At 59.9% G+C, this 13,044-nt stretch carries 9 protein-coding genes and 1 pseudogene; 2 read left to right on the forward strand and 8 right to left on the reverse strand.

Annotated elements, in window-relative coordinates:
• Positions 1 to 131 precede the first annotated feature (131 nt).
• From HYG82_RS26475 to HYG82_RS26485, 3 genes are all read right to left on the reverse strand, one after another.
• Positions 132 to 512 carry a MoaD/ThiS family protein gene (locus HYG82_RS26475; protein ID WP_179260101.1) on the reverse strand — a complete coding sequence of 127 codons (381 nt, stop codon included), beginning with the start codon at positions 510 to 512 and terminating at the stop codon, positions 132 to 134.
• Positions 513 to 652: 140 nt separating this feature from the next.
• Entirely contained in the window at positions 653 to 1,156 is a 504-nt protein-coding gene (locus tag HYG82_RS26480) for a YciE/YciF ferroxidase family protein (protein WP_179260102.1), read from the reverse strand.
• Positions 1,157 to 1,289: 133 nt separating this feature from the next.
• The gene (locus HYG82_RS26485) at positions 1,290 to 1,862 is read right to left on the reverse strand and encodes an NAD(P)/FAD-dependent oxidoreductase (RefSeq protein ID WP_179260103.1); all 573 of its coding nucleotides are present in this window, start codon (positions 1,860 to 1,862) and stop codon (positions 1,290 to 1,292) included.
• Between the two features lie 164 nt (positions 1,863 to 2,026).
• On the opposite strand from HYG82_RS26485, the pseudogene HYG82_RS26490 reads away from it, so the two are divergent.
• Positions 2,027 to 3,593: pseudogene (locus HYG82_RS26490) on the forward strand (FAD-dependent oxidoreductase).
• 60 nt (positions 3,594 to 3,653) lie between these two features.
• On the opposite strand, the gene HYG82_RS26495 reads toward HYG82_RS26490, so the two are convergent.
• The 3 genes from HYG82_RS26495 to dnaJ all read right to left on the reverse strand — a co-directional run bounded on the left by HYG82_RS26495 (position 3,654) and on the right by dnaJ (position 7,373).
• Positions 3,654 to 4,400: a hypothetical protein gene (locus HYG82_RS26495; RefSeq protein ID WP_179260104.1), complete on the reverse strand. Its 747-nt coding sequence runs from the start codon at positions 4,398 to 4,400 to the stop codon at positions 3,654 to 3,656.
• Between the two features lie 251 nt (positions 4,401 to 4,651).
• On the reverse strand, positions 4,652 to 5,785 hold the full coding sequence (locus HYG82_RS26500) for a sugar-transfer associated ATP-grasp domain-containing protein (protein WP_179260105.1): 1,134 nt from the start codon (positions 5,783 to 5,785) through the stop codon (positions 4,652 to 4,654).
• A gap of 409 nt (positions 5,786 to 6,194) precedes the next feature.
• Entirely contained in the window at positions 6,195 to 7,373 is a 1,179-nt protein-coding gene (gene dnaJ / locus HYG82_RS26505) for a molecular chaperone DnaJ (RefSeq protein ID WP_179260106.1), read from the reverse strand.
• Between the two features lie 229 nt (positions 7,374 to 7,602).
• Here dnaJ and HYG82_RS26510 point away from each other — a divergent pair, with 229 nt between their 5' ends.
• Positions 7,603 to 9,297, forward strand: coding sequence for a sensor histidine kinase (locus HYG82_RS26510; RefSeq protein ID WP_179260107.1), 1,695 nt, complete (start codon positions 7,603 to 7,605; stop codon positions 9,295 to 9,297).
• A gap of 329 nt (positions 9,298 to 9,626) precedes the next feature.
• Here HYG82_RS26510 and dnaK read toward each other — a convergent pair whose 3' ends face one another.
• Complete coding sequence (gene dnaK, locus HYG82_RS26515) at positions 9,627 to 11,561, reverse strand: molecular chaperone DnaK (protein WP_179260108.1); 1,935 nt, start codon at positions 11,559 to 11,561, stop codon at positions 9,627 to 9,629.
• Positions 11,562 to 11,799: 238 nt separating this feature from the next.
• Positions 11,800 to 12,990: a nucleotide exchange factor GrpE gene (locus HYG82_RS26520; protein ID WP_179260109.1), complete on the reverse strand. Its 1,191-nt coding sequence runs from the start codon at positions 12,988 to 12,990 to the stop codon at positions 11,800 to 11,802.
• Positions 12,991 to 13,044 lie beyond the last annotated feature (54 nt).

The following is a 13,044-nucleotide window of genomic DNA, read 5'->3' on the forward strand; positions in this document are numbered from 1 at the left end:
TGGCAGCTGCCGGTTCGCTGTTTGGCTGCCGTCGGCTCGCTACTTAGCTGCCGTCGGTTCGCTGCGTAGTTGCCGTCGGCTCGCTACTTAGCTGCCGTCGGTTCGCTGCGTAGTTGCCGTCGGCTCGCTACTTAGCTGCCGTCGGTTCGCTGCGTAGTTGCCGTCGGCTCGCTACTTAGCTGCCGTCGGTTCGCTGCGTAGTTGCCGTCGGCTCGGTGTTTCGTTCGCGTCGAACCGCCGTACACCGACGGAACGAGTCGAATTACGTTTCCCTCCGCGAGGGGCGTCTCGAGACCGTCGAGCTGGGTAACGTGTTTCGTATCCTTCGTGACGACCGTCTCACCAGCCAGTCCGGACCCGTCGTCGGCGAGGAGTCGTCCCTCGAGTGTCGGGTACGTCATCTCGAGTTCGACCAGCAAATCGCCGACCGTTTCCGCATCAGTCTCGTAACGAACGGTCTTCCGGCCCACGTCGTCGCGAAACGGTCCGAAAAAGACACACTCGAGTTGCACGTCGCGATATTCGATCCGTCGTCCCTTGTAGTCGACGGTTTCGCGAGTCTCGACCGATGAACGTGGCTATCGACCTCGATAGTCCGATTCTCATACCCGTGTAGCCGGTGGCGGAATATCCCGATCACCGGCACGAACGCTTACGATGGCGTCAGTCGATCCCACAGGGACTTCATGTCCTTGGCGGTCGCCATCGTCTCGAGTTCGCGGAGGGTGGACTTCTCTTCGTCGTAGTTCGACTCGAGGGGCTTTTGGACGTCGTTACCGAGTTCGAGTTGCTCCGCCAGCGTCGTCAGCCCCTCGTAGGCGGTCATCTCGACGCGCTCGGTCATCATGCCTGCGTTCAGGTAGACCATGTTGAGCAGTTCGTCGTCTTCGATCTCGGACTCGAGTTCGCGCCGATCCTCTTCCAACCCGTCGAGAATAGCCGAATCCCGCGTTTCAGCGGGCTGGTCGAGCGTCGCGAAAACGTCCTCGATGCGCTGAACCTGCGTCCGAGTTTCGTCGCGATGGTCGGCAAAGCCCTGGCTCATCCGGTCGTTAGTCGTGTTACGGGCCATTTCGTCGAGCGTCTCGACGAGTTCCTGTTCGACGTAGTACTGCTGGGCGAGTTTGTGGACGAACAGCTGGTGGAGGTCGTTCATCAGCGTACGAAGACAGACACCGACCAGTCGCTTAGTCGGAGTCCACGAACACGCAGGCTCGCCGCTGTCGCCGACGACCGTCGATCGACCATCGGCGGACGACGAACGACAAATTGCCGGTTCGACGCGGCTCTCACTCCGACTCGAGCCCCGGTACGTCATCGGGCACGTCGAAGTCGTGGAAGTGTTCGCCCTTCTCTTTGCTGAGGATGTTTAGCGCTGCTGATGCGCCGTCGCCCGCGGCGATGACGGCCTGCCACTCCTCAGCACGGACCATCGCGCCCGTCGCGTACAGATTGTCGACGCTCGTCTCCATCTGCAAATCGACGTCGACGGTGTCCTCGTCGTCGAACTCGACGGCGATATCTTCGGCGATCGACCGATCGGCGCCGGTGGCGAGCACGACGTAGTTCGGATCGTACTCGTCGTCCTCGGTCTCGATTCGAAATCCGCCTTCTCTCGGTTCGACGTCGGTGACTTCTTCGCCGACGCGGACGTCCGCACCGCGGTCGCGAACCTGCCCACGCGTGAGTTCCATAAATTCGTCGCCACTGATACTCCGAATCCCGGGATAGTTGAACAGGTGAGCCTTGTGCATCCACGTCTCGTCCGTGTCGAAGACGACGGTTTCGAGGCCGTTCTTTCCGGTGAACAATGCTGCGCTCAGTCCGGCGGGGCCACCGCCGATGATAGCGACATCTGGCATGGGCGAAGCGACCACGACCGTCGAGATAAACGATTTTATCAGAAATAATAACTATTCGGTCAGCGATGATGGTCGCTTGCGCAGGTACGCAAGCGGCAGCATCCAGGCAATGTCACCCCCTGTCCCTTTTGTCACGAGTGTGGATAGCCAGACCACTGATCTGTATGTCGGACCAGACTTCACCGAAGTCCCTGCGCGAAGAGTCACTGTGGATGGCCACGACGCCGTCGACCGAATACGCTCCCCTCGAGGATGGGCTGGACGTAGACGTGGCGGTTATCGGCGGGGGTATCACCGGTCTGACGACAGCGATCAATCTGACGGAAGCCGGTCGCACCGTCGCGGTCGTCGAGGCCGATCGAATCGTAGAAAGCACGACCGGACACACGACGGCGAAGCTCACATCCCAGCACGGGCTGATTTACGACGAACTCGTCTCGCAATTCGGAGAGGAGAAGGCGCGACAGTACGCCCGTGCCAACGAAGCAGCGATCGACGAAGTCAGTAGACGCGTCGAGGCCGGCGCCATCAATTGCGACTTTCATCGCACGAACGCGTACACCTACGCCGCCTCGCCGAACGATCGACAGAAGATCCGTGACGAAGTGGCGGCTGCCCAACGAGTCGGCCTCCCCGCCTCGTACGTCGAGGACACGCCGCTGCCGTTCGAGGTCGACGGAGCGGTCCGTTTCGACGACCAGGCGGAGTTTCACCCGCGGAAGTACCTGCTCACGATCGCCGAAGAGATACAGGGGGAGGACAACCACGTCTTCGAGGAAACGCGGGCCCTCGACATCGATCCCGGTTCGCCGTGTCGCGTCCAGACCGAACACGGGGAAATCATCTCCGACGACGTCGTCGTTGCGACGCACTTCCCGCTTTTCGATCGCGCCGGCTACTTCGCGCGGATGCATCCACATCGAGCGTATCTGCTCGCCGTTCGGGTCGCAGAGACGCCGTTCGAAGGGATGTACTACAGCACGGACTCGCCGGCCGCGACGATGCGAACCTACGCTTCGAGTGCACCAGACGGCGTCGATTCCGGGGACGGCGATCTCCTTCTCGTCGGCGGACAGGGCCACAAGCCGAGCGTCGACGGGGTCCCAACCTCCGAGCGATACCGACGCTGCGAGACGTTTGCCCGCGATCACTTCACCGTCGAATCGATCGAGTACCGCTGGTCGACGATGGACTACTCGCCGGTCGATCGGGTCCCGTTCATCGGACAGATCGATCCGCTCGCCCGACACGTCTACGTCGGCACCGGGTTCGGTGGATGGGGGATGACGGGCGGCACCCGCCGCAGGGATGATACTTGCCGATCTGGTAACGGACGGCTCGAGCCCCTGGGCCGACGTATTCGATCCGCAGCGACTCACACCCGGTGCCTCGGCGAAGAAATTCCTCGAGGAGAACGCCAAAGTCGGCGGGAGCTTCGTCGGCGATCGGATCAAATCGCTGCTCGCCACGCTCCAGTCGGACGGCAAGGACGCTCTCTCGCCCGGTGACGGGCGCGTCGTCCGCCGGGCGAGCCAACCAGTGGGTCTCTACCGCGCCGAAGACGGAACGACCCACGCGGTGTCGGCGACCTGCCCGCACATGGGCTGTCTCGTCCGGTGGAACGACGCCGAACGGACCTGGGACTGCCCCTGTCACGGTTCACGGTTTACCTACGACGGAGACGTGCTCTCGGGGCCCGCTCTCGAGGGACTGCTGTATCGGGAACTGTGACGGATAGACGACGTCGAACCCGCTCGGCGGGCGGAACGTGCCCGGAGAAAGCGCTGGCGCTTACGGGAGTGATACCGAGTCGGGATCGATTCGATTCGGCTCGGGGACGGACTCGCTCGAGACCGCGTACGCACCGCGTTTGGCCTCCGGGTCGGTCTCACTGTCGTTGCCCGAAAGCACGATCCCGCCCCCGGCCAGCAACGGGGCGATAACACCCGCAACGACGGTTCGGAGATCCGATAACGGCGCTCTGACGACGACGCGATCGTTCGCCTCGAGTCCGGCCTCCTCGATGATCCGACGCGTCTCGTCTAGGACCTCACGATGGGTCACCGTCCGATCGCCGTCGGTCAGGAGGACGGTTTCGGGATCGGTCGAAAGCGGCGGAAACGACGGATTCTCGCTCCAGAGTCCGGCATCGAAGTGATGGACGTCCGGCGCATCGGGTCTGGTGCCGTAGCCGATTCGCTGAGCGCCACGCGGTAGCTCGAAGTTCTCGAGGGACTCAACGGGTGCGACGAGGGCCCGGAAGTCGTCCACTTCGGCGAGGTTCATCGGCGGGTCGAAGCGGGTCGTCCCCTCGAGCAGCGTCGTGCCGAAGAATGCGAGCAAAGCGAACGGGCCGTCACCGACAACGCCGACGGTGACGCCTTCGCGGACGCCCGAATGGCGCAGAAAGTTGCCGGCCTTCCAGGACGACGTACACAGCCAATGGTAGTCGTATTCCCGACCCGTCGCGTCGACGAGTCCGGTCCGATCGTCACGGAGTTCCCGCGTGAACAGGTCGTCGACCGTCCCAACGTTCATACCAGATCTTCGGGGCCGAATCGGAAAAAGCGCGCCGACTCGCGTCGACGACGCGACCGTCGTTTCCACTCAACGCGACTCGCGATCGGGATTCCCAGATCGTTACCGGCGATTTTGCTGAGGCGGAACACGTCAAGAACTCGAAACCGTGCCTCACACGGCGGAGCTACGTTTACACTCGAGTCACGATGGCTAGACCCGCAAGCAGTCCTTGATCGGATACGCGATCTCTTCGATTGGACACGTATAATTCAGATGACGTCGTGGTCGCGGTAGAACCGACGCGTCCGATCGTCGGCCAGTAACGGTTCGTGAACCTGCAACGGGGCGACGTTCGGGTGGCTGTGTGCCCCGATAATCTCGAACCCGCCCTCGTCGGTGACGACGAGATCCCATCCGACGTAGGGGATGTGAGAGTACATTTCTGCGATCTCGAGCAGTTGGTCCCGGACCCGACTCCAGCCCGGCACGTCCGTCCCCCGGATTCGAGCGCCGGAATCGGGATGCGTTCGATGCCAGTCGACCGTCCCGTCGGTCGGATACTTGACGGCTTCGCCGAGTTCACCCGTTTCTCGGTCGATGCGGGCGCTCATCCCACCGTCCGAAAACGTATCGACGGGAGCGGAGTCGGTCGTTCCGATCCGATGAATCGCCATCGGGATGAACGCTTCTCGTTCTCGATCGTCGTACATCGTCAGCACCCGGATCGTATTCGTCGTATGGGGGAACAGTTCGGCCGCGTAGTCGGCCTGTTCGACGTGCTCGCAGAGCAGGTACCCGTCGAAGGTCGTGAGCGTCTTGGCGAGAGCGGCCTCGCTCATCCGCGTGCCATCGAAGACGTACTCCTCGCCCACTCGCTCGAGGAAGTGAACGTCGGTTCTATCACTGCCACGAAACCGCTTCAATACGAGTCGATCCCCGTCAGAAAGGGCGTCGGCGATCCAGGTAACTGGTTCCGTGGTCGGTTGTTCGCTCGCCGGTTCGGATGGATGCTCGAGTTTGAGCCCGCCGTCGGTCATCACTGATCGGCCGTCAGTCCGGTCGTATACGTGAAGTTCCCCATCAGTGAGCAATCCGTACACGGCTGGGCGATGCGTCGGAAACTCGCCGAGCAACCGATGAAAGGCGAGTTTGTTGTCGATCAACGTGTTCCACTGTGACCCGTTGATTCGCGTCGTTCTGACGAACCGCTGATAATCTGTCAGATACTCCTCCGGACCGTTCAAATCCAGCGAGTATATCTCGCCAGACTTGCTCAGAAACCCGTGTCTGTAGAGCCACGGTCGGTCCCCCAATGCAACCTCGAACGACGACCTAGTCCGTCGTTCCGCCTGTATCAGGTTGTATACTTGTCCGATAGTGCGATAGGCACGAACGAGGTCCATGTGAATTGATGACAGGGAGCGGCGTATAATTATCGACGATATAACATCATTTTGCGTCTTGAACGCTCCCCTGCATCGCCACCTTCCCCGAAACCCCTCCACTCATTTTACCAGCCCAGGACGCCTTCTGCCCTTATCATTTTCATAATTACCGCATTAGCGTTTCATTACATACGGTGTAATAATCCGGGTCCTGTCCCGGTGGGATTCATCACGAATGCGCTCCGAGAGGAGGCGAATTTGTTTCTCGGCCGTATCGAACATCGGCGCCCGATTCCGACTCCATCCGCGGCAGCTTTAGTAGTCGTTGAAACGATTCACCCACCGCTCGTACTGCTGCGGCCAGCGAGCACTCGCTGGCCGCGAATTCGCGAGCGGGGTGTACAATGACGTTCAACGACTACTATAGTTAGAACGCTCGTTTGATTTTCTCGAAGAAGCCGTCCTTGATGTCGATTTCGTCGCCGCCGGCCTCTGCAAAGGCTTCGAGTGCTTCGCGTTGCTCGTCGTTCAAGCGGTCTGGAGTGACCACCTGGACTTGCACGTATAGGTCCCCGGTTCCACGGCCACGGAGTCGCGGCATTCCCTTCCCCTCGAGGCGGAACGTTTCGCCGCTTTGTGTCCCATCCGGAATTTCGAATTCGGCAGCCCCCTCGAGTGTTGGAACTTCTACGGTATCTCCGAAGGTAGCCTGCGGGAACGAAACGGGGAGCCGATAGTACAGGTCATCGCCTTCGCGTTTAAATTCGTCGTGATCTCTAACGGTTACGTCGATTAGCATGTCGCCTTTGGGCCCGCCCTCGGGGCTAGGTGCGCCCTCGCTTTCCATCCGGAGGGTCTGGCCACCCTGAATTCCGGCTGGAATTTCGACGGTCAACGTCGCTTCGTTACGGACGTACCCCTCGCCGCGACATTCGTCGCAGGTCTCCGAATAAAGCGTTCCCTCGCCTTCACACCGTGGACAGGTCGTCGTTTGTTGGACTCGACCGAGCGGCGTTTGCTGGACCTGGGTTACCTGGCCGCGACCTTGACATTGCGGACAGGTTTCGGCGTCCGCTTCCGGGGGATGGCCCTCACCCTCACAGACCTCGCACGCTTCGGGTCGTTCGACGGAGAATTGCTTCTCTGCACCGTTGTACGCCTCTTCGAGGTCAATTTCGAGTTCGGTTCGCAGATCTCTCCCCTTTCGGGGCTGACGGCGACCACCGCGACCACTGCCCCCACCGAAGACCTGCTCGAAAAGGTCGCCGAGGCCGCCGCCGCCCATGCCACCACCGCCCATGTTGCCACCCATACCGCCGAACGGGCCGCCGCCCATGCCGCCGGCACCGCCTGCCTCGCCGGCGTCGAAGCCGTGTTTTTCGGCCTGCTCGTAGCGGTCGTGACCCATCTGGTCGTAGGCTTCGCGTTTTTCCTCGTCAGTTAGCACCTGCTTTGCTTTCTGGATCTTCTTGAATTTCTCTTCGGCATCGGGGTCGTCGCTGACGTCCGGATGATACTCGGTGGCCTTCTTCCGATACGCCTGTTTAATCTCCTCGGTAGACGCGTCGGGACTCACGCCGAGAACGTCATAGAAGTCCTCGCTCATTCGTTGTCTTACCGATACTCGGTTGAGACACTTGAAACGAACGTTCGACGGTCGATTCCTCGAGTGCTGAGACGAGAGTACACAGGGCCAGCAGACAGGGACCACTATCCCGGGAAAGTGTGGCCAAAACCGACTGCGTCTCTCGATAGCACTGGCCGCAATAATAATGAAAGTGTATTGTGATTATGGGTACAGCGAACTTTCACGTCACTCCCGCCAATCCGTACCTATGTTCCAATTCTCTCCGTTCGTCGTTCCGTATTTCGGGTCGGGGATCGTCACGGCCGGCGTAGCGGCATATACGTATCGATACCATCGGAAATATGGGAGCGACGAGACGGTCCTGTCACTTGCCGTCATGATGCTATCGGCGACGATCTGGATTCTATCGCGGTCGTTCCAATACGTCGTCACCGACGAGACGTTGAAGGTGCTCCTGGCATCGATCGTCTGGATCGGCTGGGGCGGAGGGGTGATGGGGCTCCTGTTCTTCACGCTGGCCTACACCGGACGAACCGACGTTTTTGCGCGTCGTACCGTTGGAATCCTGCTAGTCCCGGTCGTGATTGGAATCCTGTTGGCCCTCACCAACGAACTTCATACCCTGTTGTGGACCGGCGAGTTCGTCAGTCGAAACGGATTATACGTCTACGTTACCGAACCCGAGCCGGCGCATCTACTATCGCTGTTGTACTTGGACGCCGTCGTCGTCTACAGCGTGGTTTTGCTCGTAAAGCACTCGTTCGACTCGGCCAAACTCTACCGACGACAGACGATTGCTATCGTTCTGGGTGCGATAACGCCGATGACGCTTGGCGCGTTGTTTCTTTTCAATCTGATCCCGTTCGTTCCGGATTTCCTCGACCTCACTCCAATCGGCATTGGCGTAACCGGCCTGTGTTTTAGCTACGCTATCTTTCGCTACCGAATGCTCGATCTGGTGCCCATCGCTCGACGAACCGCGTGGGACGAGGTGGATGATGCCATCGTCACGCTGGACGGCGATAACCGCGTACTCGACGCGAACGTCGCCGCCCGGAACCTGTTCATCGATGATGGCGACGACTACGTCGGCATGCAAGGATCCGCCTTTTTCGATTCAGTGCCCGACGAGGTGCTAGAACGCTACGAAGACACTGCAGAGGTCGAAACCCAGATCGCCGTGCAACTCGACGGCGAGGAACGATACTTTTCACTGTCTCTGTCCCCGATCGACCGAGGGTCCAATACCCGGGGTGGACGAGTGGTCGTCCTCAGGGATATCACCGGAATCAAACGCCGTGAGGAGGAACTCGACCTGCTCCGACAGGTGCAGTCCAGAGTACTTCGACACAACATCCGCAACGAACTGACCTCTATCCGGGGCCACACAAATCACGTCGCCGAAGCCGTCGAAGACGGTCACGCCGAACGGCTTCAGACTGTCCTCGAGGCCAGCGACGACTTGCTATCGATCAGTCGAAAAGCGCGACTGGTCGAAGACGTCGTCGACGGGGACGGAAAACCTGCCGAATACGATCTTCGAGACGTCGTCGACGAAACGATCGAGAGCATGGAAAACCGATATCCGAACGTCTCGTTCGACGTGAACGGACCCAATTCTCGTCCCGTCGAGGCTGACACCAGACTCGAGGTGGTCATCGAGAACCTTCTGGAGAACGCTGCAGAACACAACGATGCCACCAGTCCGTGCGTCTCGGTTCGTCTCACGAACGACGAGACGCCGACGCTTACCATCACGGACAACGGGTCGGGTATTCCAGAGTACGAGCTTACTGTCCTCGAAGACGAACGCGAAACGTCACTGGAACACGGCAGCGGCATCGGCCTGTGGCTGGTCAAGTGGATCGTCGACCGCTCGAGTGCAACATTGGAGTTTCAGACGAATTCAGACGGTACCGAAGCGACCCTCCGGTTCGGCTAAGCGGACTGTGACGAATCGACCGAACGCGTCCAGCAGTCGCGGCTCGTGATCCCGAGCGTTCGTCGCCGCTCGCCTGTTCGATCTGCGTCGATCGTCACAGCGGTCCAGACGTATCGGCGACGATTGCGGGGTACAATGCCGATGCGATAAAACGATCCGCGGGAAAACCGTAGCAAACCGTTACGAGACCTGCTTCTGTGGGCAGATCGGTGATTTGAGACGAACCGGGAACGGACAGCGGTGTGAGCCGTCTCGCCGACCTCCGGCACCGTCTCCGTCGACGTTGCCGGCACGTATCGGAGCTATGCCAGGCGACGTCTCAGATCGGGTTATTCGTCCTCGTCGTCGACGTCTTCGAAGTCGGCGTCGACGAACTCTTCGTCCTCGCCGCCCGCCGCACCCGCACCGGCGTCGGGGCCGGGATTCGGGCCGCCGCCCATGCCGCCGGGTCCTGCTCCCGCGGCACCGCCGGCTGCGCCGCCAGCGCCGGCTGCGCCGCCAGCACCCGCTGCACCGGCTTCCTGCTGATAAATTTGCTTTCCGATCTCCTGCAGTTCCTCGCTCAGGTTTTCCGTCGCAGCTTCGATATCGTCGGCGTCTGCGTCGTCGTCGTCGATCGTTTCTTCGAGGTTCGCTATCGCGTCCTCGATGTCGGCGCGAAGGTCGTCGTCGACCTGCTCGTCGTTCTCCTCGAGTAGCGTTTCGGCGCGCTGGATCGTGGCTTCGGCGGTGTTGCGTGCCTCGATGCGCTGGCGCTTTTGCTGGTCTTCCTCGGCGTGTTTCTCGGCCTCGCGTTGCATCTTTTCGATTTCTGCGTCCGAAAGACCGGCACCGCCCTCGATGGTGATCTCTTCTGTCGTACCGCTGCCTTTGTCCTCGGCGGAGACGTTGACGATACCGTTTTCGTCGATCGAGAACGTGACCTCGATTTGGGGCGTACCCGCCGGAGCCGGTGGGATACCCGTCAGGTGGAACTCGCCGAGCAGTTCGTTCTCCTCGGCCAGTTCGCGCTCACCCTGGAAGACCCGTACCTGAACGGTGGTCTGGTTGGCCGCTGCAGTGGTGAAAATCTTCGATTCCTCGGTTGGAATCGTCGTGTTCTTCTCGATGAGTCGCTCGAAGAGGCCGCCCTTGACCTCGATACCGAGCGAGAGCGGCGTCACGTCGAGCAGAACGATGTCGTCGACCTCGCCACCGAGGACGCCACCCTGAATCGCCGCACCCAGTGCGACCGCTTCGTCCGGATTAACGTTCTTCTGCGGTTCCTGACCGGTCAGCTCTTCGACCTTCTCGCCGACCTGGGGCATCCGCGTCGATCCGCCGACGAGCAGTACTTCGTCGATGTCGTCTTTTTCGTAGCCAGCATCCTCGAGTGCCTGCTCGGTGGGTTCGATGGTTCGGTCGATGAGATCCTGGGTCAGGGATTCGAACTTCGCACGCGTGAGCGACTCCTCGAGGTGAATCGGGCCGTCGTCGGTCGCCGTGATGAAGGGAAGATTGATTTCGGTTTCCTTTCGGGAAGAGAGTTCGATTTTGGCTTCTTCCGCCGCGTCTTTGAGCCGCTGGAGGGCCTGACGGTCTTCGCGGAGGTCGATTCCGTGTTCGTCCTCGAATCCGTCAGCAAGCCAGTCGATAATCGCCCTGTCCCAGTCGTCGCCACCGAGGTCGTTGTCACCGTTAGTCGCAACGACCTCATAGACGCCGCCGCCGAGATCCAGTATGGAGACGTCGAAGGTGCCACCACCGAGGTCGTAAACGAGGACGGTCTGATCTTGATCGTCCTCGAGCCCATACGCCATCGACGCGGCGGTCGGTTCGTTGATGATGCGCTCGACTTCGAAGCCAGCGATTTCACCCGCGTCTTTGGTCGCCTGGCGCTGTCGGTCGGAGAAGTAAGCGGGAACCGTGATGACGGCCTTTTCGATTTCGTCACCCAGATAGTCCTCGGCGTCGCGTTTGATCTTCTGGAGGATCATCGCCGAGATCTGTTCTGGCGTGTACTCTTCGTCCTCGACCTCGACGGTGTAATCCTCTTCGCCGATATGACGTTTGATCGAGGAAATCGTCTTTTCGGGGTTCTGAATCGCCTGATTCTTCGCTGGTTTCCCGACGAGGCGCTCTTCGTCGTCGGTAAAGGCAACGACGGAGGGCGTCGTTCGTTCGCCTTCTGCGTTAACGATTATCTCCGGATCGCCACCTTCCATCACCGCGAACGCACTGTTCGTCGTTCCGAGGTCGATTCCGAGAATTTTGTTGCTCGCCATCGTGGAGGGGTATTGTGCGCACTTTGTTTTAAAGGTTACTAGGAGCGATCAGGTGCCGAATTAAACGCTCATAGGGCCCCTTAGATACGATTTTACGGCAGTTGGGGATCTATAAAAACGATCGTGGAATCCGTCGACCGGATGAAAAAAATAACAGTGTTCCTATAGTTATAGCGCGGGTAAAAGCCGATACCGATCTGGAGAAGCGACACGTACAGGTATCGCTACACGGTCGAAGTCACTCGTCGACATCGTCCACCGGAGTCTCGTCTATATCGTCGTCGGTGGCGACCTCGCCACCAAGTTCGATCGCTCCATCGTCCGCGTCGGTTTCTTCTTTCTCTCCTGCGTCGTCGGAGACGTCGACCGATCCATCTGTGGATGCGTTGGTCTCTGCGGATTCATCGGCGTCCTCGTCACTTCCGGCCTCGCTGTCGTCACTCGCCCCTTCGCTCCCGCGTTCGGCGTCGTCAGCGGGTGATTCAGTTTCAGTCCCGGGATCGCCGTTCGAGATGGTCACCTGTGCGTTCTGAATGACCTTATCACCCATCTCGTAGCCGGGGGTGTAGACTTCGTCGATGGTCCCTTCAGGACGACTGCTTTCGACCTGCATCATGACCTCGTGGCGCTGGGGGTCGGCTTCTGTCCCGGGCTCTGGATCGATTTCGGAGACGTTCTCGTCTTCGAGGATACGGTCGAATTCTCGGAGGGTCATTTCGACGCCCTGCTGAAGGCTTTCGGTATCGTCGCTTTCCTCCTCGAGTGCGCGTTTCAAATTATCGCGGACGCCGATGAGTCGCTCGACTAGGTCTTCGGTAGCGCGATCCTTGATCTGCTGTTGGCGTTTTTTCGCGCGCTTCTTGTAGTTCTGGAAGTCCGCCTGTTTGCGCTTCAGTCGACTCTTCAGCTCGTCGATTTCCTCTTTGTGTGCTTCGAGTTGTTCGTCTCGTTCGTTCAATGCCTGCTCGTACTCGTCGAGTTCGTCCTGTAATTCGCCGATCGTTTCGGCCTGGGACTCGATTCGCTCTTCGAGATCCTCCAGTTCCTCGCGCTGGTGTGTGACTGTGCCATTGAGGTCGCGAGCTTCCTCGACGATCGAGCTTACCTTGTGTGCGAGTTCGTCGTCGTATTCGGTGACACGGTCGAGGACACGCTGGATGTCCTCGCTCGTTTCGGGTGCATCGTCGTCCGTGTCCGTCTCTGCCTCTGTCTCATCCTCGGTCGTTCCTCTGTTCGAACCGATATCGGTCGCCTCTGATTCCGATTCCGTCGCCGACGGTTCTGATTCGGAATCGTTCGAGTCGGGAGCCGATTCCGTTTCCCCGCCGACCGACTCCTCGGGATTCACGTCAGCCATCTCGCCGTCGTTGGATTCCTCCTCGGACTGGACACCCTGGGCGGACGCATTCGTCCCTTCGTCTTCGCTCATGTGCCAGTCAACGAACAGCGATAATAAAAGGGTTGAGGTACGGCGGACCGGCTC

The sequence above is a fragment of the Natrinema halophilum genome, assembly GCF_013402815.2.
Taxonomy (GTDB): Archaea; Halobacteriota; Halobacteria; order Halobacteriales; family Natrialbaceae; genus Natrinema; species Natrinema halophilum.